This is a genomic window from Brevundimonas subvibrioides ATCC 15264 (assembly GCF_000144605.1).
GTDB lineage: Bacteria > Pseudomonadota > Alphaproteobacteria > Caulobacterales > Caulobacteraceae > Brevundimonas > Brevundimonas subvibrioides.
Genome location: NC_014375.1, coordinates 199450 through 218879, shown reverse-complemented (window position 1 = coordinate 218879; position 19430 = coordinate 199450). Strand labels below are relative to the sequence as shown.

Genomic DNA, 19430 nt, shown 5'->3' with positions numbered 1-19430 from the left:
CCCTCTCCCTGTCCTGTCTAGTCGACGAGCCGTACTTCGCCGCCCCTGGGGCCGACCCCCGTGGGGACCGGAACATCGGAAACGGCATAGTTCGAGTTGATGATCAGCGAGGGCGCGCCCTTGAGCTCCAGGGAGCGTGCGACGATCACCGTCCAGGCACTGTCCCGCGCGATCTCGGCCTTGCCACCCTCGACGATCACGCGTGCGTCCGGCACATAGATGACGCCCAGCAGGTTCTCCACATTGTCGCTGGATATGCCGAAATCCGACGTGTTTCCCCGCGCCGCGACCATGACCATGCCGGCGTAGGCACCGCTTTTCCGGCCGTCCAGACTGACCGTCGCGTGGTCCTTGAAATCAAATTTCGAATCCTTGTCGAAGAACAGGACCACGTCGTCGCCCTGAAGGCGTGCGTCCTCCTTGACCTCCAGCTGGCCTCGAATGAACCAGTGGTCGCCGGGATCGAGGACCAGCAACGCATTGCCGCCCATCTTGTACTTGCCGCAGTGGACGCCCGGGGCGAGGCGATGGGTCCCGGTCTTCACATCGAGATCGACGGGGCCGCCTGCGGGGCAGGGGCCCGGTCGCCCGAGACCGAGATCCCGGAACGGATCGTCGATGGGGGATGCACCCGTGCCTGCGGTCGGGCTGATCACGCCCCGCGCCGACGTGACCGCCTGGACCTGGAAGGCCGCGATATTGCCGCCCTCGACCACGATGTCTCGATTGGAATGGACCAGACACTGCAAGGCCGAGAGACGCCCCGAGTCCTTCACATTGAGCATCTTGGAACCGGAACTCCCGGTGATCAGAACGCACAGGGGGGTCAGGCCGACGGCGACCGCGCGCGCCTCCGCATGATATTTCCAGCCGCCGGGCGGCAACATATTGGCGAAGAACGAGGGCGTGTGGCCCTTCAGGACCACCTGGATCACCCGCTGCTTGTCCCTGAGGATCACGGCGATTTCCGGCGTGACGGCCGGCGCGCTTTTCCACTCGGAGACGTGGCCATCGATGAAGACCTTGGCGCGCTCGATGGCGGCGGCGTCGTCGATGGCGAGTGCGAGCTCGTTGGCCCCCGCCAGCGCAGCGGTATCGGCGATGTCCTGAAGCTTGGCGCGGTTGGACTGGACGCTCCCGAGTTCGACGGCGCCGACGGAGATCAGGACCACGGCCGGGGTGGACAGGGCGAATATCAGGGCGATGTTGCCGCGTTCGTCACGCCCGAATGCGGCAAGCCAACGTCGGCAACGGTCGAGCCAGTTCATTGGATAGGTCACGCCGCGACGAGGGGCGCGGAGCGGCAACGATCACGCAAGACGGCTTCCGCGCGCGCGGCGCGAAGGGTGAACCGCAGTTGATAGGTCAGCAGCCGCCAGTTCAGCGGCTTGGTCACGAAGGCGGTCGCTCCGGCGCGAAACGCGCGGTCGATGGCCTCCACGTCCTCGCGGCCCGTTTCGACCACCACGGGGAGATGGGCCGTGGCCGGATCCGCGCGCAAATGCGCCAGCAGCTCGAAACCGTCCATGCGGGGCATGTCGAGATCCACCAGCAGCAGGTCGTAGCGGTGCCGTGACAACGCCTCGAGCGCCTCGACGCCGTCGGCGGCCACATCGACTTCGGCGGCGGCGGACGCCAGGTTCACCTGCGCGAACTCCCGCAGGATAGGATCGTCATCCACGAAAAGGAGGCGAGCCTCGTCGTCGAGAACGTAGAAAAAGCCACTCATCAGAACACCCCAGAGGCTGATACCTCTCCGATCCCCCGACCAGACAGACGGCTTAAGGGTCAGGTCATTAACGCCGGGTATAGGTGAAAATACTTACAACCACCTGGGGCTTCGCCAGTGTACGGCACCCGACTCAAGACCCACGGCGGCATCGCGCGTAAGCTGGTCGGACTGGTCACCGCGTCTTTACTTGCGTCGTTCCTGGTGACGGCCGCCGTGTCGACCTGGATAGACTTGCGAAGACAGGCGACGCTGGAGACCAGCCGGCTGACCCAGACGGCCCGCGTCATCGGCTCGCTGGCCTCCGAAGCTGTCGCGCGCGGAGACCGTGCCGAAAGCTTCGTCGCCATCCGCTCGGTCAGCCAGATGCCGGGGATCAGCTACGCGCGCCTGGAGTCCGACCGCTTCGGCCTGCTGGCGGAAACCGGGGCCGGCGCACGGCTCATGACCGATGCCACGGTCGCGGGATCCAGGGACCGGCTGTCGATCTGGTCTGTGCTCAGCACCGGATCGATCCAGGTCTCGGCCCCGGTTCTGAGCGAAGGCGAAACGGTCGGCGCGATCACCCTGTTCAGCCGGACGCCGGAGTTGCGGGGTCGGGTCCTGGCCACGATCTGGACGACCCTGGCCGGGGCCCTGGTCGCGGTCGTCGCGGGGTTGATTGTCGCCCTCAGGATGGCGCGGAAGATCAGCGCGCCGATCGTCGCCCTGGCCGGCCTGGTCAAACACGTTCACGACACGCGAGACTTCTCGACCCGCGTGGACATCAAGGCCGAGGGCGAGGTCGCGGACCTGGTGTCGGGCATCGATACGATGCTGTCCGGCATCCGGGAGCGGGACGCACGGATCGCGGCCCAGGTGGAGGGGCTGGAGAGCGAGGTCGCCGCCCGCACCGGGGAACTGGTGGTGGCCAGGGACGCCGCCGAGCAGGCGAACGCGGCCAAGTCGGATTTTCTCGCCGTCATGAGCCACGAGATCCGCACACCCCTGAACGGCATCCTGGCCCTCAGCGACATGCTGGCGACCTCCGACCTGCCACAGCGGCAGCAGCGCTATGCCGACGTGATCTCGAAATCCGGAAAGTCGCTGCTCGGCATCATCAACGACATTCTCGACTTCTCGAAGGTCGAGGCCGGCAAGATGGATCTGGAGATCGTCGAGGTCGATCTGGCCGACGCCGCCGAGGACGTGGCCAGCCTGTTTTCGGAGAAGGCCGCCAGCAAGGGACTGGATTTGGCCGTGTTCGTCGATCCCCGCCTGCCGCAGGTTCTGGGCGACCCCACCCGGCTGCGTCAGGTGATCGGCAACCTCGTCAACAACGCCATCAAATTCACCGATCTGGGCGGGGTGCTGATCGCCATCGACCGCGACCCCGAGGATCCGCGACGCATCCGCGTGGCCGTTCACGACACCGGCCCGGGCATCCCCGCGGACAAGCTGCCCACCCTGTTCGAGGCCTTCACCCAGGCCGACCAGAGCACGACCCGGACCCATGGCGGGACCGGGCTGGGCCTGGCCATCTGCGATCGTCTCGTCCGCTCGATGGGCGGCGTCTGGTCCCTGTCCAGCACCGTGGGCGAGGGGTCGACGTTCGCCTTCTCGGCCCCGCTGCACCCGGTGGCGGACCCGGCCGTCCCGGCGCCGATCGACGCCGGCTGGACCGTGGGCGTGCGCGGACTGTCGGGTCAGACGCAGCGGGCCCTTCGGCTGTATCTCGACGCCTGGGACGTGCGCGTCACGGACCACGACGCGGGGCCGGCCATCGTCGGGGCCGGTCAGGACGCGCCGGATTTCGGGGTCGTGGTCTGCGACAGCGAGGACGCGGCGGCGGCGGTTCTCCGGGGCTCGCCCGAGGCCTGCGTCATGGTCAGGCCTCTGCGGCAGGCCGACCTGCGGGACGTCGTGCGCCAGATGCAGGACGGGGTGCGGCCGCGGCTGACCTATCAGACGGTGCGCGTGCCCCCGGGAACGACCTTCCCGGGCGTGCGCGTGCTCGTCGTCGACGACTCCGAGGTGAACCGCGAGGTCGCCGTCGAGGCCCTGTCACGCCTGGGTGTCGAGACCTTCACCGCCAACGACGGACTGCAGGCCGTCGAGCGCCTTCGGCTGCAACGCTTCGACCTGGTCCTGATGGACGGTTCGATGCCCGTTCTGGACGGGTTCGACGCGACGCGGGCCATCCGCGCGGAGGAGGCGGAGAGCGGGCGCCCCAGAGCCGCGATCATCGCCCTGACCGCGCATGTGGTCGGGTCGGGCGCCGACGCCTGGAAGGCCTCGGGCATGGACGGGGTGATCCACAAGCCCTTCACCCTCGAGGATCTGGTCCGGGAACTGGCCCGGTTCTGCGGGGACAGGGCCGTGTCGGGGGCCATGTCGGGGGCCGCGGTCTCCCCGCCGGTCGCGGCCGCGACGCCCCTGGACGAGGTGCGCACCGACCTGTTCGACGCCACGATCCGGGGGGAGCTGCTCGCGATGGCGCGGAACGGCCGGGCGGACTTCGTCACCCGCGTGCACGCCCTGTATGCGACCAACGCCCCCCTGCGGCTGGCCGAGATCGTCCAGGGCGTCACGGCGGAGGACGCCGAATCGCTGGCCCGGGCGGCGCACGCCCTGAAGTCCATGAGCCTGAGCCTGGGAGCCTCGGCGGTGGCCCGCGAGACCTCGCGGATCGAGACGGCCGCCCGATCCGGCGAGCCCGTCTCCACCATCGGCGTGGACGCGATCCAGTCCCTGGTGTCGCTCACCCTGGCCGCCATGGCCGAGCCTGCGGATGAGGCCCCGGCTCAGCTCAGCGCCGCGGAGGACCTCGCCATCGCCATCGAGCGCGGCGATCTACACCTCGTCTATCAGCCGCTGGTGACCCGCACGGGGCAGCTGTCCGGCAAGGTCGAGGCCCTGGTGCGCTGGACCCACCCGCAGCACGGACGTCTGGGCCCGGACGCGTTCATCCCGCGCCTCGAGGCCGAGGGCTGTATCGCGCGGCTGACGGACTTCGTCATGACGCGCGCCATGCAGGATCTCGCGGCGCGGCCCGACCTTCTGGTGTCGATCAATGCCTCCGCCGCCGAGTTCCAGCTGCCGGGGTTCGCCGCGCGGGTGGCCACCGCCGCCGGCGCGCTCGGCTTTCCGCCGGAGCGGCTGGAGGTCGAGGTCACCGAGACGGCCATGCTCGAGGTCGAGGCCGCCCGGCAGACGATCGACGCACTGCGGGCTCACGGGTTCGGCGTCGCCCTGGACGACTTCGGCGCGGGCTACACCAGCCTGCATGCGCTTCGGGAGCTGAAGTTCACCACGCTGAAGGTGGACCGCAGCTTCGTCGAGCGCTGCACCCACGACACCGCCTCGGCCGCCATCATCCACGCCGTGATCGGCGTGGGCCGGGCCCTGGGGATGAAGGTGGTCTGCGAGGGCATCGAGACCGCGGAGCAGGCCAACTTCCTTCGCATCGCCGGAGCCCACTACCTGCAGGGCTATCATTTCTACCGCCCCCTGACGCTCGACGCCCTGCCGGGCGCCGCCGAGGACGCCGCATGACCGATCCGAGCCGTGACCCGTCGCGACCGACCATCCTGATCGCCGACGACGACCCCACCCTGCGCGCCATAGGGGCGGAACTGCTGGCGGATGAGGGCTACCGCGTCCTTCATGCCGAAGACGGCGACGACGCCCTGCGCGTGGTGGCGGCCGAGCCCGTCGACCTCATCGTCCTCGACATGCTCATGCCCAACAAGGACGGTCTGGAGACGATCATCGAGCTCCGGCGCCGAAAGGTGTCCGTCCGCATTCTCGCGATCTCGAGCGGGGGGAGCATGGATATCGACAGCCTGCTGAGACCCGCGCTCGCCTTCGGCGCCGATCGCGTCATGTCCAAGCCCCTGCGCATTTCGACCTTCGCCGCCACGATCGCGGAGATGCTGTCGCAACCGCCCTCGATGACCAGCCCGCTCGCCTGATCGGCCAGAGCGTCGTGTGGGTGCGGCCGAAGCGGAGCCCGGGAAGGTCCCGCCGCCCTCAGACCACCATCACGGTGCCGATCAGCAGCCGGGCGCCGCGCTGGCGCAGGATGATGTTCATGGCCGACTGGAACTGGCGCGACAGGCGGTCGACGTTGGGCGGCTGGCCGGGGAGCAGGGTGGCGGCCTCGCGCTGGACCAGGATGTTGAAGACGGCGCGGACGCGCGGCGCCGACTGCTGGGCCCGCAGGAGCAGGGCGGGGTCGGCGATGTCGACGCCGGTCTCGACCGTCATCACGCCGCGCCGGCCGTCGGAGGTGAAGGTGTTGGCGGTGACCGTGGGGTAGCGGAAGAAGGTGCTGGTCGACGACCCGCCTCCGCCCCCGGAGGCGAGGGCGGGCGTGGCCGCGAGGGCCAGGGGGGCGGCGAGCAGGGCGCGACGGTTCATGGGCACCGGTGTGCCACAGTGGCGCTTAAGGACGGGTTACGTCGCGTGGGTCGTTCGAAACGGCTCGCCCGGGCGGCGCGGCTGGGGCATGGTCGGGCGTGGCCCCGTCTTTCCGAAATCCCGTTTCAATCGCGCGTCCGGACCGAGCGGTCGCGCGCCCCGCGACCCTCACGCCGGAGGGCCGGGCATGAGGGTTCTGGTCATCGACACGGCGCTGGACGCCTGTACCGCCGGGGTGTTCGAGAACGGCGTGCCGCTGGGCCTGCGGTCGGAAGTCATGGCGCGCGGCCATTCCGAGCGGCTGGGCGGCTTCGTGCGCGACGCGGTGGCCGAGGCGGGCGGCGGGTTCGAGGCCATCGACCGGATCGGCGTCACGGTCGGGCCGGGATCGTTCACGGGCCTGCGGGTCGGGCTGGCCTTCGCCCAGGGCCTGGGCGCGGCGCTGGAGCGGCCGGTGGTCGGGGTCTCGACCCTGTCGGCCCTGGCCCGGAGCGCCGACCAGGGGCACGGGGCGACCGCGGCGGTCATCGATGCGCGGCGGGGCCAGGTCTATGTCCAGACCTTCGTCGACGGCCGCGCGACGTCGGACCCGCAGGCGCTCGATCTGGAGGCGGCGACCGGCCTGCTGGCGCAGGGCGGGCCCTGGCGGCTGGCCGGGTCGGGGGCGGCGCTGATCGACCCGGACGCGGACCCGGACGCGGGCGCCCTGACCGCCCTGTCGGCCGAGGCCCTGGCGGGGCTGACCGTCCTGCTGGATCCGGCCGACCATCCCCCCCGCCCCCTGTATCTGCGCGCGCCCGACGCCACGCCGCCCACCCGCCTGCCCGGGCAGGCGCGGCCCGTGGCGACCCCGTCCGGCGCATGAGCGAGTCCGGCGATGTGGTCGAGGCCCTGGCCGCCCTCCACGCGGAGGCCTTCGATGCCCCCTGGTCGACCCGGGCCTTCGCCGATCTGCTGGCCGGGCCGGGGGTTCTGCTGGAGGCCGAGACGGACGGGTTCGTCCTGGTGCAGGTGGCGGCGGACGACGCCGAGATCCTGACCCTGGCGGTGCGGCCGGGCGCGCGGCGCGGGGGCGTGGCCTCGCGTCTGGTCGCGGCCGTGACGCGGCGGGTGGCGGCGGCGGGCGCGACCCGCCTGTTCCTCGAGGTGGCCGAGGACAACGGCGCGGCGCGGGCGCTGTACGACCGGCTGGGCTTCGAACCGGCGGGTCGGCGACCGCGGTACTACGCCCGCCCGGACGGCCCGGCGGTCGATGCTCTGCTACTGGTTCTCAACTTGCCGGCGAGCCTTCCCACGGGCTGATCGCGGGCCTATCTTGCCCGCCCATGGACCGGATCGAGAAACTCTGCGCCGAGCGCGGCATGCGCATGACCGAACAGCGGCGCGTCATCGCGCGCGTCCTGGGCAGCGCCGAGGATCATCCGGACGTCGAGGAGCTGTACCGCCGCGCCTCCGCCATCGATCCGCACATCTCGATCGCCACCGTCTATCGCACCGTCCGCCTGTTCGAGGAGGCCGGGGTGGTCGAGAAGCACGACTTCGGCGACGGCCGGTCGCGCTACGAAGAGGCCGGCGACGACCACCACGACCACCTGATCGACACGCGCACCGGCGAGGTCATCGAATTCTTCGACGCCGAGATCGAGCGGCTGAAGACCGAGATCGCCGAACGGCTGGGCTTCGAACTGGTCGGCCACAAGCTGGAGCTCTACGGCAAGGCCGTCGAGGGGGCCGAGCCGTCCAAGCGCGAGGGCCTGATCTTCACGCGCAACGCCGCGCGGGTGAACCCCGAGAGCCTGTCCTGATCGACGGCCGCGGTGCCTCGCCTTGCGGTCGCCGGGATCGGCGATCATAAGCCCGCCATGACCGAAACCCTCGTCCCGCCCATGGTCGAGACGGCCGTGCCCCCTGCGGCGCCCAAGCGGCTGTTCATCAAGACCTACGGCTGCCAGATGAACGTCTATGACTCCGAGCGCATGGCCGATGTGCTGCGCCCGCTGGGCTATGCGCCGACCGATACGCCCGAGGGGGCCGACTTCGTCATCCTGAACACCTGCCACATCCGCGAGAAGGCGGCCGAGAAGGTCTATTCGGAGCTGGGCAAGCTGCGGCTGATGAAGCTGGACAAGGCGGCCTCGGGCGGCGGGGCGATGACGATCGCGGTGGCCGGCTGCGTCGCCCAGGCCGAGGGCGAGGAGATCATGCGTCGCCAGCCGGCGGTCGACATCGTCGTCGGCCCCCAGGCCTATCACCAGCTGCCCGAGCTTCTGACCCGCACGGCACGGGCGCGGGGCGAGCGGATCGGGGCGGACTTTGCGCCGAACGAGAAGTTCGACGCCATGGCCCCTGAGCTGTTGGGGGTGCGTGGCGTCGACGGCCCGACCGCCTTCCTGACGGTGCAGGAGGGATGCGACAAATTCTGCAGCTTCTGCGTCGTGCCCTACACGCGCGGGGCCGAATGGTCGCGGCCGGTCGCCGATGTGCTGGACGAGGCGCGCGGACTGGCGGCGCAGGGCGTGCGCGAGGTCACCCTGCTGGGGCAGAACGTCAATGCCTACGACGGGGCGGGGCCGGACGGGGTCTGGACCCTGGCGAAGCTGGCGCGGGCGCTGGCGGAGGTACCGGGTCTGGACCGGATCCGCTATACGACCAGCCACCCCAACGACATGTCCGAAGACCTGATCGAGGCGCACCGCGAGCTGGACGCCCTGATGCCCTATCTGCACCTGCCGGTGCAGTCGGGGTCGGACCGGATCCTGCGGGCGATGAACCGCAAGCACGGGCGGGCGAAGTATATCGACCTGATCGGCCGCATCCGCGAGGCGCGGCCCGACATCGCCATCTCGGGCGATTTCATCGTCGGCTTTCCGGGCGAGACGGACCGGGATTTCGAGGAAACCCTGGGGCTGGTGCGCGAGGTCGGCTACGCCTCGGCCTTCACCTTCATGTATTCGCCCCGGCCGGGGACGCCCGCCGCGACCATGGGGACCCAGGTCCCGCCCGAGGTGGCGCTGGCCCGGCTGCATGCGCTGCAGGCGCTGATCGTCGAACAGCAGATGGCCTTCAACGTCGCCCAGGCGGGCAAGACGCTGAACGTCCTGTTCGAGAAGAAGGGCCGCAACGGTCGCCAGGCGATCGGACGATCCCCATATCTGCAGTCGGTTCACGTCGAGGACGCGGATCATCTGATGGGCCGGATCGTTCCGGTGCTGATCGAACATGGTCAGCAGAACAGTTTGAAAGGTCGCCTGATTGGCGCGTGAAAGTGAATTCCTGGCGCTGGACGACGCCTCCCTGAGAGCCGTCATCGGGCCCAACAGCCGCCACGTCGCCCTGATCGAGGACGCGTTCAAGGTGCTGATCGAGGCCCCCGGCGGCGGGGTCTCCATCAACGGCGGCGCCCGCGACCGGGCCAATGCCAGGGCGGTCATCGCCGGGCTGATCACGCGCGCCGAGAAGGGCGCCGAGGTCAACGAGGCCGACGTGCGCGCCGGCATCGGGCAGGCGCGCGGCGTGGGCAAGGGCTTCAGCAACGACCCCATGGCCCTGCCGGTCGGCAAGCGGGGCGCGATCGTGCCCAAGACCAATGCCCAGGCCCGCTATCTGGACATCTTGGCCAACCACGAACTGAGCTTCGGCGTCGGACCGGCCGGGACGGGCAAGACCTTCCTGGCCGCCGCCTACGGCGCCTCCCTCCTGCGGAGGGGGCAGGTCGACAGGCTGGTCATCACCCGCCCGGCGGTCGAGGCCGGCGAGAAGCTGGGCTTCCTGCCCGGCGACCTCAACGAGAAGGTCGACCCCTATCTGGCTCCGATCTGGGAGGCCCTGAACGATATCCTCGGGGCCGAGGACGTGCAGCGCCGGCGCGACAAGGGCGAGATCGAGGCGGCCCCCATCGCCTTCATGCGCGGGCGGACCCTGAGCCACGCCTTCGTCATCGTCGATGAGGCCCAGAACACGTCCAGGCTGCAGATGAAGATGGTCCTGACCCGGCTGGGTGAGGGCGCGCGGATGGTGGTGACCGGCGATCCGTCGCAGATCGACCTGCTGAACCCGCGCGATTCCGGCCTGGCCCACGCCTTGCGCATCCTGCGCGACGTGAAGGGGGTCGGGGTGCTGGAGTTCGAGGCGCAGGACGTGGTGCGCCACGCCATGGTCGAGCGGATCGTGCGCGCCTATGACGCCGATGCGGCGGGCGGTCGGCCGAAGGCCGATCTCGAGGATCCAGAACGCAAGGACCCTGGCGCTTGATCGAGGTCGAGGTCGAGGCCGACGACTGGACAGACGCCATCGACGACGTCGAGGCGGTGGTCGAGCGGGCGGCGGTCGCCGCCCTGGGCGAGCAGGCCGGCGGCGTGGTCGTGCTGCTGACCGACGATGCGACGGTGCGCGATCTGAACGCGCGGTTCCGGGGCAAGGACCGGCCGACCAATGTGCTGTCCTTTCCGGCCGCCGACATGCCCGATACCGGGGGGCCGCGGCCGCTGGGCGACATCGTCCTGGCCTACGGCGTCTGTGCCGGCGAGGCGACGGCGCAGGGCAAGACCCTGACCGGCCACCTGACGCATCTGGTGGTGCACGGCGTGCTGCATCTGCTGGGCCGGGACCACGAGGACGAGGCCGAGGCCGAGACGATGGAGGCCGAGGAGCGGACCATCCTTGCCAGGCTGGGGGTCGCCGACCCATACACCCTGCCGCATGACGCCTGATCCGAAAGCCCTGCTGAACCTGGCCCTGAGCGGACGTCTCGCCCGTATCGGGCTGGCGCTGCTGGCCGGGATCGCGGCCGCCCTGGCGCATCCGCCGTTCGGGATCCTGCCCGGCCTGCTCGGCTACCCGCTGCTGATGCTGCTGGCCGAGCGGTCGACCTCGACGCGCGGGGCCTTCTGGGTCGGCTGGCTGGCGGGATTCGGCTATTTCGGTGTCGGCTGCTGGTGGGTCGCCGAGGCCTTCCTCGTGGATCCGGCCCAGGCCTGGATGGCCCCCTTCGCCGCCAGTCTGCTGCCCGCCGGGATTGGTCTGTTCTGGGGCGGGGCCACGGCCCTGTATCGCCGGTTCGCGCCCTCGGGTGTGGCCCGGGTTCTGGTCTTCGCCGCCCTGTTCGGCCTGTTCGAATGGCTGCGCGGCCATGTGCTGACCGGCTTTCCGTGGAATCCGGCGGGGGCCAGCTGGGCGGCGGGATCGGCGGGATCGCAATTCGCCTCGATCGTGGGCGTCTATGGCCTGGGGGTCGTGACGGTGGCGGCGGTGTCCGCCTTCGGCCTGCTGGTCGACGACGGCCCGCGGCGGTCGCGGCTGATCGGCGCGGCCGGGGGCGCCGTGGCGCTGGTCGCCCTGCTCGTCTTCGGCGCGGTGCGGCTGCAGGGCGCGGTGGTCCAGCCGGGCGACACCCTGGTCCGGATCGTCCAGGCCGATGTGCAGCAGGAATCCAAATGGACGCCCGAGGCCTACCGCTCGATCGTCGACCGCTACGTCGCCCTGACCGGCCGCCCGGCCGCGCGCCAGCCGGACATCGTCGTCTGGCCCGAGGGGGCCCTGCCGGCCAGCTTCAACGACGTGTTCGGCCCGGCCTCGGCGGACGGCCCGGCGATCGCGCGGGCGCTCGGTCCCGGCCAGACCCTGCTCGCCGGGTTCGCGCGCGGCGAGGCCGGGGCGGACGGCGAGGCCCGCTACTACAACAGCCTGTTCGCGCTGGAGGACGTCGGGGCCGCGGGCCTCCGGGTCGCGGCGGTCTATGACAAATACCGGCTGGTGCCGTTCGGCGAGTTCCTGCCGCTGGGCGACCTGATGGGATCGCTGGGCATCCGCAGCCTGGTGCATATGCCGGCCGATTTCAGCCCGGGACCGCGCCCGTCGCCGATCACCCTGCCGAACGGCGACCGGGTCCAGCCGCTGATCTGCTACGAGAGCCTGTATCCCGGCTTCACGCCCGGGGGATCCGGGCGGCCCGAATGGATCGCCAACGTCTCCAACGACGCCTGGTTCGGGGCCACCTCGGGCCCGATCCAGCACCTGAACCTGGCCAGCTATCGCGCCATCGAAACCGGCCTGCCCGTCGTGCGGGCCACGCCGACGGGGGTCTCGGCCATGATCGATCCATGGGGCCGCGTGGTCGGGGGCCAGAGACTGGATCCGGGCGAGAGCGGTGTCATCGATGCCCTGCTGCCGGAACCGGCCGGACTGACCGTCTACGGACGGTTCGGGGACGGGGCGTTCTGGCTGCTGGTTCTGGCGGGTCTCCTGCCTCTGGCGGGCCGGGTCCTCCGGGCGCGTCGTCCCTGAACCGAAACGCCGGCCCGACCCTCGATTCGGCGAAGGATACCGGCCGTTCCGGGGGCCAACCTTGGCCGGAACGGCCGCGCCGCACGGACCGGATCATGCCGTGGCGCGTCCCAAAGTCGCCAGGGCCCGCTGAATTCAATCGTGGAATCCTCATTTCCCAGAATTTGAATGACAGCTACAACAGACAGGCGCATGGAGCGCGGTGGTTTCAATCGAGGCGAAGACAGACGACAGATGGCAAGAGGTGTCGGTGAGGATGGACCCCATCCGGTGGATCGTCATGTGGGCAGACGCGTTTGCGAGAAGCGCATAAGTCTCGGTTACAACCAGAGCGATCTGGGACGTGCCCTCGGTCTGACCTTTCAGCAGATCCAGAAATACGAAAAAGGTGCCAACCGCATCTCGGCATCCAAGCTCTGGGACATCGCGCGCTTCTTCAAGGTCGACGTGGCCTACTTCTTCCAGGGGTTGAACAACGAACAGCCGGGCGTCGCCGACGGCGCGGGCCCTGCCGCCTTCGAACACGACTTCCCCTCGACCCGCCACACGATCGAGATCGCCCGCCTCGCGCCCCAACTGTCCAGCCGCCAGCAGAAACTGGCGCTCGACATGATCCGCGAAATGGCCGGCAAGGCCGATGCCGACGCCGCCTAGACAGGCATCGCCGCCCGACGCGTAGAGCCTCGCCGCCGGAGACACGGCGGTGTGCTGACGCTCGACGCGCGGCGTCTTACCGATAGAGCCAGGGACGTGGCCGGTGCCCGACGCGTGGTGCCGCATGGCCTGGGCGGAGCGGCGGACACCGTCCGACCTCTTCCGCGGTTCGTCTTAAACGGGAGTCTGGGGCACCGCTCGCCGGGGCGGGAGTCGCCGTTTGAGCCGCAGGCCTTCTGACAACCCTCGCGCGTATTCAGTCCGGGGTCTGCCGCTGACCGAAGGTAGGGGCCGCCGCCTTTTGCTCGGCCCAGTAGGCCGGGCCGTCGTCCGGCTTGAACATCGTGCGCGGTGACCCGTTTTTCGCCACCACCGCGAAGGTGTTGGTCGAGGCTTGGTACAGCAGGGTGTCGCCGTTGGGCCGCGTCGCCGTCTCGACGCCCGCCGGCGGGCGGGTGGTGAAGGCCGTGACCCTGGACAGGAAGTCCTCGGGCGAGGTCGCCCCGAAGGCGTCGCCGTTGCGTTCGTACAGGCGCTGGATCTTGGCATCGACCGTCTCGCGGCGACTGGCGGTCAGGACCGTCCGTTCACCCGGGCCGTCAGCCGTCGCCGCCCCGGCCGCCGGTGCCCCCGTGGCCGATGTCAGGGTCACCTCGGCGGCATCCGCCGCGCGATCGCGCGTCTCGACCGCCGAGGCCCCGTTGCCGCACGCCGCCAGTCCGGCCATCGCCGCCCCCGCCAAGGCCGCCAGAGCGGCCGTCGTCGTGATCCTGAACCGCATTCAACCCTCCATCCGAACTCGCAGAACGATGTTAGCCACAGGTTGCATGTTCATGCAATGTTCTTTTTTTTCGGTTCTCGACGCGATGACCCGGCTTCGCTAGACCGGCCCCATGTCCAGCCTGGCCCTGACCGACCGGAAAATCCTGCTGATCGTCGGCGGCGGCATCGCGGCCTACAAGGCGCTGGAGCTGGTGCGGCTGCTGAAGAAGGCGGGGGCCGAGGTCCGGACGGTGCTGACCGACAGCGGCGCGGCCTTCGTGACGCCGCTGTCGCTGGCGGCCCTGACGGAGCATCCGGTGCGGATGGGCCTGTTCCTGCCCGACGACGAGACGACCATGGGCCATATCGAGCTGTCGCGGTGGGCCGATCTGGTGGTCGTGGCCCCGGCGACGGCGGGGCTGATCGGCAAGGCGGCGAACGGTCTGGCCGACGATCTGGCCTCCACGACCCTGCTGGCCACGGACAAGCGGGTCCTGCTGGCCCCGGCGATGAACGTGCGGATGTGGCTGCACCCGGCGGTCCAGGCCAATGTCGAGCGGCTGAAAGGCTTTCCCGGCTTTCACGGCATGGCCGTGGTGGGTCCCGACGACGGCGAGATGGCCTGTGGCGAGTTCGGCCCGGGACGGATGGCCGAACCGGCCGCGATCCTGTCGGCGATCGAAGGTCTGCTGGCCGGGTCCGATGGCCGGTCGCTGGCCGGTCGGCACGCGGTGGTCACGGCCGGGCCGACGTTCGAGCCGATCGACCCCGTACGGGGCCTGACCAACCGGTCCAGCGGGAAACAGGGCTATGCCATCGCGGCCGCGCTCGCCGCGCGGGGGGCCGTCGTGACGCTGGTGTCCGGACCCACGGCGCTGGCGGTGCCGGTCGGCGTGACGCGCGTGGACGTGGAGAGCGCGCTGGACATGCAGGCGGCGACGACCGCGGCGCTGCCGGCCGACATCGCGGTGCTGAGCGCCGCCGTCGCCGACTGGCGGGTGGACACGGTCGCGGGCGGCAAGATCAAGAAGGCCCCCGGCGGCCCGCCGACGCTGAGCCTGATCGAGAACCCGGACATCCTGGCCGGTCTGGCCACGCCGGGCCCGATGCGGCCGTCGCTGGTGATCGGGTTCGCGGCCGAGACCACGGATCTGGAGGCGAATGCCCGCTCCAAGCTGTCGCGCAAGGGGTGCGACTGGATCGTCGGCAACGACGTGTCCGGTCCTGTGTTCGGGGCCGACGGCAATACGGTCCTGCTGGTCACCCGGGACGGGGCCGAGGCCTGGCCGCGCCTGACCAAAACCGAGGTGGCGTCCCGTCTGGCCGACCGGATCGCCGACCATTTCGCCGAACCAACCGAGAGCCGCTGACGTGAGCACCCTGCGTATCCTGCGCCTGCCCCATGCCGAGGGCCTGGCCCTGCCGGCCTATGAGACCGCCGGTTCGGCGGGGATGGACCTGAGGGCCGCGGTGCCCGAGGACGCGCCGATCACCCTGGAGCCGGGCGCGCGCGCGCTGGTGCCGACCGGGCTGAAGATCGCCCTGGATCAGGGGTGGGAGGCGCAGATCCGTCCGCGCTCGGGCCTGGCCCTCAAGCACGGGATCAGCGCGCCCAATACGCCGGGCACGATCGACAGCGACTATCGCGGCGAGGTCGGGGTCATCCTGATCAACCTGGGACAGGAGCCCTTCGTCATCCGGCGCGGCGAACGGATCGCCCAGATGGTCATCGCCGCCGTGGCCCAGGCCACGGTCGTTGAGGTCAAGACGCTGGACGACACGGCGCGCGGCGCGGGCGGGTTCGGCTCGACCGGGCGCTAGGCCCGCATCCAAAGCCTCGGACTGGCGTTAACCCCGCGACGGCCAAGCTGGGCCGCACGAAACGGACCGGAGCGCGACCATGGACTCGCTGTTCGCCCAGCTGGGCAATCTGCTGCAGGGGCTGCTGGCGCTCGCCGACAGCGGCTTCGACGGCGTCAACCAGGTGCTGGGCCTGGTCATCGCCGGCGTCTTCGCCTTCTTCCTGATGGGGGCCTGGAGCGGTCTGGGGAGCGCGGCCTTCGGGGCCATGGTCGTCCACACCCTGATCGAGGCCGTGCGGCCGATGCTGGACGGCGGGGCCTTCGCCCTGCCGGACCTGACCGACATGAGCTTCTGGATGACGCGTCTGGCCCTGTTCCTGGGCTATGCCATCGTCATCGCGGTGTTCTTCTTCGTGCGCACCCTGCTGACGGGCGGCTTCGGTCGCAGACGGTCGCACGCGCACTGAATGTTGGCGCTGACGGCCGTTCGGCCTGCCTGAGCGCGAGAAGGGCGGGCGTGCGCGCCCGTCCTTTCAGACGCGCCCTTTTGTTTCGAGGGCGAGTGGTCTATATCGCGTCCCACATCGTTAGACCGGCGTCCAACGGCGTCGTTCAAAGCGGCGGCCGTCGGGGCCGACCGCTTTTATTTTTGCCCGAAACGAACCCCTTGCGCGCCAAGACCGTCGAAGACCGCGAAATCCTGGAGCTGATCGATCCCGTGGCGGACTCGATCGGTCTCTCGATCGTGCGCGTGCGCCTGATGGGCGGAACGCTGCGTCGTCGCCTGCAGGTCATGGCCGAGCGCCCGTCGGACAACGACATCGACGTGGGCGAGTGCGCCCGCCTGAGCCGGGCCATGTCCGAGGTGCTGGATGCGGCGGACCCGATCGCCGGCGAGTACCTGCTGGAGGTCTCGTCGCCCGGTATCGACCGACCCCTGACGCGGCTGAAGGACTTCGACCTGTTCGAGGGCCTGGAGGCGCGGCTGGAAAGCGACCGGATGATCGAGGGGCGCAAGCGCTTCAAGGGCATCCTGGCCGGGACCGACGGCGACAACATCGCCATCGACCTGGACGGCGAGGACGATACCGCCCTGATCCCCTTCGACTGGCTGGTGGACGCCAAGCTGGTCATGAACGACGCCCTGCTGAAGCGCGGGGCCGCGATCCGCGCCGCGCGGGGCGAACCCGAAGACGACGGCCTGCCGGAAGGCACGCCTGAAGACCAAAACAACGCCAAGACTTCTGAGGACGACGCCTGATGGCCGTGACCGGTATTTCCGCCAATCGCCTGGAACTTCTGCAGATCGCCAATGCGGTCGCCCAGGAGAAGAACATCGATCGGGAGATCGTGATCGAGGCGCTGGAAGAGGCGATCCAGAAGGGCGCCAAGTCCCGCTATGGCGCGCACCACGACATCCGCGCCCGGATCGATCCCAAGACCGGCGAACTGGCCCTGACCCGTCACGTCACCATCGTCGAGGACGACTGGATGCCGGAAGACGAGCTTGAGGAGTTCAACGACTCGGCCATGGTCCGCCTGACCGACGCCTCCAAGCGCGATCCGGAAGCCGTGGTCGGCAAGGAATACGTCGAGGACCTTCCGCCGTTCGAGTTCGGCCGCGTCCAGACCCAGATGGCCCGTCAGGTCATCACCGGGAAGGTCCGCGAGGCCGAGCGGGCCAACCAGTACGAAGAGTTCAAGGACCGCGTCGGCGAGATCGTCAACGGCACCGTCAAGCGCGTCGAATACGGCAACACCATCGTCGACCTGGGCCGGGGCGAGGGCATCATGCGCCGCGACCAGTCGATCCCGCGCGAGGTGTTCAACATCGGCGACCGGATCCGCACCTACATCTACGACGTCCGTCCCGAGGCCAAGGGCCCGCAGATCATGCTCAGCCGCGCCCACCCGGGCTTCATGGCCAAGCTGTTCGCCCAGGAAGTGCCGGAGGTCTACGACGGCGTGATCGAGATCCGCGCAGCCGCCCGCGACGCCGGCTCGCGCGCCAAGATGGCCGTGCTGTCGAACGATTCCTCCATCGATCCCGTCGGCGCCTGCGTCGGCATGCGCGGTTCGCGGGTCCAGGCGGTCGTCGCCGAGCTGCAGGGCGAGAAGATCGACATCATCCAGTGGAACCCGGACGAGCCGACCTTCATCGTCAACGCCCTGGCCCCCGCCGAGGTCTCCAAGGTCGTGCTCGATGAAGAGGCCGACCGCGTCGAGGTGGTCGTGCCCGACGAGCAGCTGTCGCTGGCCATCGGCCGTCGCGGCCAGAACGTGCGCCTGGCCAGCCAGCTGACCGGCTGGCAGATCGACATCATCACCGAAAGCCAGGACTCCGAGCGCCGCCAGCGCGAGTTCAGCGAACGCACCACCCTGTTCCAGGAAGCCCTGGACGTGGACGAGGTCATCGCCCAGCTGCTGGTCACCGAAGGCTTCGCCACGGTCGAGGATCTGGCCTTCGTCGACAACTATGAAGTCGCCGAGATCGAAGGCTTCGACGAGGACACCGCCGAGGAACTGCAGGCCCGTGCCCGCGACTTCCTGGAGCGTCAGGCCGCGATCCTGGACGCCAAACGCGTCGAGCTGGGCGTCGAGGACGGCGTGATGGCCGTGCCGGGCGTCACCGGCGCCATCGCCGTGGCTCTGGGCGAAGGCGGCGTGAAGACGGTCGAGGACCTAGCCGACCTGGCCACCGACGAGATCCGTGGCGGCTACGAGATGAAGAACGGCGAGCGGGTGAAGGTCCCAGGCGTGCTGGAAAGCTTCAATCTGGCCCAGGAAGACGCAGAGCTGCTGATCCTGCAGGCGCGGGTCGCGGCGGGCTGGATCGACGCGTCAGAACTGCCGCAGCCGCCGGAGCCGGAATACGAGGAAGAGGGCGAACTGGCCGAGGGTGAGTACGACCCCGAGGCCGTCTTCGAGGACGTCGCCCCCGAAGCCGCCGCCGACGACGCCGAGGTTGCCGAAGGCGACCTCGAGCCGACCCGCGACGCGTGATGCGGTGCCCCGTCCATGAGCCTGCGCGACGCGACGATCGATAGAGAGCGCCGGGACCTGGTGACCCACCAGGCCATGGATGAATCTCGACTGATCCGTTTCGTCGCCGGCCCGGACGGGGCCGTCGCCCCCGACCTGGGGCGCAAGCTGCCCGGCCGCGGCATGTGGGTGGAGGCCTCGCGCGCCTCCGTCGACACGGCCGTGAAGAAGAACCTGTTCTCGCGCTCGGCCAAGGCCCCGCTCCGGCCCGCCGCCGATCTGTCCGACACGGTCGAAAGCCTGCTGTTCCGGCGCTGTCTGGACCAGATGGGGCTTGCCCGGCGCGAAGGCGTGCTTATCTCAGGCTTCGAGAAATCCGCCGCGACGATCCGTTCGGGCAAGGCCGCCTGGCTGATCGAGGCCAGCGACGGTGCGTCGGATGGGCGCGGAAAGCTGATGGCCTTGGCCCGGCACCAGACGACCAAGGTCTGTGGTGTTTTCAGCGCCGATGATTTGAGTTTGGCCCTCGGGCTGGAAAATGCGATACACACCGTCCTGCTGCATGGCGGCAGAGCCGATCGCTGGACCCTCGAGGTCGAACGACTGGCGGGATTTCGATCGCTTCGGCCCGCGGCCTGGGACACGGATCATCCGGGTTCTGCGAACGGGAACGGGTCGGACGAGGACCCGAAGGACGAGCCTGAACGGGCGGATTGACGGGCGGGGTCAGGCCTCTTTCGAGAGGCGGACGCCGCACGGCTTTTTGCGTTTTCAGGGTTTGAGACGACGAGACGATTTTTGCCAGGGCTACTTTTGAC

Annotated in this window: 20 protein-coding genes; 16 read left to right on the top strand and 4 right to left on the bottom strand. The window is 69.6% G+C overall.

What is annotated here, in order from left to right:
• Window positions 1-17: 17 nt before the first annotated feature.
• Both BRESU_RS01205 and BRESU_RS01200 read right to left on the bottom strand, forming a co-directional pair.
• Window positions 18-1268 (bottom strand): TadE/TadG family type IV pilus assembly protein, encoded by a 1251-nt coding sequence (locus BRESU_RS01205; protein WP_013267660.1) that lies wholly within the window; start codon window positions 1266-1268, stop codon window positions 18-20.
• Window positions 1269-1276: 8 nt separating this feature from the next.
• The gene (locus BRESU_RS01200; RefSeq protein WP_013267659.1) at window positions 1277-1729 is read right to left on the bottom strand and encodes a response regulator; all 453 of its coding nucleotides are present in this window, start codon (window positions 1727-1729) and stop codon (window positions 1277-1279) included.
• Window positions 1730-1846: 117 nt separating this feature from the next.
• Between BRESU_RS01200 and BRESU_RS01195 the strand changes: the two genes are divergently transcribed.
• Both BRESU_RS01195 and BRESU_RS01190 read left to right on the top strand, forming a co-directional pair.
• Window positions 1847-5263, top strand: coding sequence for an EAL domain-containing protein (locus tag BRESU_RS01195; RefSeq protein WP_013267658.1), 3417 nt, complete (start codon window positions 1847-1849; stop codon window positions 5261-5263).
• Window positions 5260-5682 (top strand): response regulator, encoded by a 423-nt coding sequence (locus tag BRESU_RS01190; RefSeq protein WP_013267657.1) that lies wholly within the window; start codon window positions 5260-5262, stop codon window positions 5680-5682. Before BRESU_RS01195 ends, BRESU_RS01190 begins: the two co-directional genes overlap by 4 nt.
• 58 nt (window positions 5683-5740) lie before the next feature.
• Here the strand turns inward: BRESU_RS01190 and BRESU_RS01185 are convergent, their stop codons facing one another.
• Window positions 5741-6130, bottom strand: coding sequence for a hypothetical protein (locus tag BRESU_RS01185; protein WP_013267656.1), 390 nt, complete (start codon window positions 6128-6130; stop codon window positions 5741-5743).
• 187 nt (window positions 6131-6317) lie between these two features.
• Here BRESU_RS01185 and tsaB point away from each other — a divergent pair, with 187 nt between their 5' ends.
• From tsaB to BRESU_RS01145, 8 genes are all read left to right on the top strand, one after another.
• Window positions 6318-6995: a tRNA (adenosine(37)-N6)-threonylcarbamoyltransferase complex dimerization subunit type 1 TsaB gene (gene tsaB / locus BRESU_RS01180; RefSeq protein WP_013267655.1), complete on the top strand. Its 678-nt coding sequence runs from the start codon at window positions 6318-6320 to the stop codon at window positions 6993-6995.
• Window positions 6992-7432 carry a GNAT family N-acetyltransferase gene (locus BRESU_RS01175; RefSeq protein ID WP_013267654.1) on the top strand — a complete coding sequence of 147 codons (441 nt, stop codon included), beginning with the start codon at window positions 6992-6994 and terminating at the stop codon, window positions 7430-7432. Before tsaB ends, BRESU_RS01175 begins: the two co-directional genes overlap by 4 nt.
• Before the next feature lie 23 nt (window positions 7433-7455).
• On the top strand, window positions 7456-7935 hold the full coding sequence (locus BRESU_RS01170) for a Fur family transcriptional regulator (RefSeq protein ID WP_013267653.1): 480 nt from the start codon (window positions 7456-7458) through the stop codon (window positions 7933-7935).
• A gap of 57 nt (window positions 7936-7992) precedes the next feature.
• Window positions 7993-9393 (top strand): tRNA (N6-isopentenyl adenosine(37)-C2)-methylthiotransferase MiaB, encoded by a 1401-nt coding sequence (gene miaB, locus BRESU_RS01165; RefSeq protein ID WP_013267652.1) that lies wholly within the window; start codon window positions 7993-7995, stop codon window positions 9391-9393.
• Complete coding sequence (locus tag BRESU_RS01160) at window positions 9383-10381, top strand: PhoH family protein (RefSeq protein ID WP_013267651.1); 999 nt, start codon at window positions 9383-9385, stop codon at window positions 10379-10381. The genes miaB and BRESU_RS01160 overlap by 11 nt, the downstream gene beginning before the upstream one ends.
• Complete coding sequence (gene ybeY / locus BRESU_RS01155) at window positions 10378-10839, top strand: rRNA maturation RNase YbeY (protein ID WP_013267650.1); 462 nt, start codon at window positions 10378-10380, stop codon at window positions 10837-10839. Before BRESU_RS01160 ends, ybeY begins: the two co-directional genes overlap by 4 nt.
• Window positions 10829-12412, top strand: a complete 1584-nt coding sequence (lnt, locus tag BRESU_RS01150) for an apolipoprotein N-acyltransferase (RefSeq protein ID WP_050762442.1) — start codon at window positions 10829-10831, stop codon at window positions 12410-12412. The genes ybeY and lnt overlap by 11 nt, the downstream gene beginning before the upstream one ends.
• A gap of 234 nt (window positions 12413-12646) precedes the next feature.
• Window positions 12647-13066 carry a helix-turn-helix domain-containing protein gene (locus BRESU_RS01145; protein ID WP_013267648.1) on the top strand — a complete coding sequence of 140 codons (420 nt, stop codon included), beginning with the start codon at window positions 12647-12649 and terminating at the stop codon, window positions 13064-13066.
• Between the two features lie 256 nt (window positions 13067-13322).
• Here BRESU_RS01145 and BRESU_RS01140 read toward each other — a convergent pair whose 3' ends face one another.
• Complete coding sequence (locus tag BRESU_RS01140) at window positions 13323-13847, bottom strand: hypothetical protein (RefSeq protein WP_013267647.1); 525 nt, start codon at window positions 13845-13847, stop codon at window positions 13323-13325.
• A gap of 112 nt (window positions 13848-13959) precedes the next feature.
• Here BRESU_RS01140 and coaBC point away from each other — a divergent pair, with 112 nt between their 5' ends.
• The 6 genes from coaBC to BRESU_RS01110 all read left to right on the top strand — a co-directional run bounded on the left by coaBC (window position 13960) and on the right by BRESU_RS01110 (window position 19329).
• A complete protein-coding gene (gene coaBC / locus BRESU_RS01135) occupies window positions 13960-15198 on the top strand; it encodes a bifunctional phosphopantothenoylcysteine decarboxylase/phosphopantothenate--cysteine ligase CoaBC (RefSeq protein ID WP_013267646.1) in 1239 nt (412 codons plus the stop codon).
• 1 nt (window position 15199) lies between these two features.
• Window positions 15200-15649: a dUTP diphosphatase gene (gene dut, locus BRESU_RS01130; protein ID WP_013267645.1), complete on the top strand. Its 450-nt coding sequence runs from the start codon at window positions 15200-15202 to the stop codon at window positions 15647-15649.
• Between the two features lie 79 nt (window positions 15650-15728).
• The gene (locus BRESU_RS01125) at window positions 15729-16097 is read left to right on the top strand and encodes a hypothetical protein (protein WP_013267644.1); all 369 of its coding nucleotides are present in this window, start codon (window positions 15729-15731) and stop codon (window positions 16095-16097) included.
• Between the two features lie 200 nt (window positions 16098-16297).
• Entirely contained in the window at window positions 16298-16891 is a 594-nt protein-coding gene (gene rimP / locus BRESU_RS01120; protein WP_041761168.1) for a ribosome maturation factor RimP, read from the top strand.
• Window positions 16891-18633: a transcription termination factor NusA gene (gene nusA, locus BRESU_RS01115; protein ID WP_013267642.1), complete on the top strand. Its 1743-nt coding sequence runs from the start codon at window positions 16891-16893 to the stop codon at window positions 18631-18633. Before rimP ends, nusA begins: the two co-directional genes overlap by 1 nt.
• 15 nt (window positions 18634-18648) lie before the next feature.
• A complete protein-coding gene (locus BRESU_RS01110; RefSeq protein WP_013267641.1) occupies window positions 18649-19329 on the top strand; it encodes an RNA-binding protein in 681 nt (226 codons plus the stop codon).
• Window positions 19330-19430: the final 101 nt, after the last annotated feature.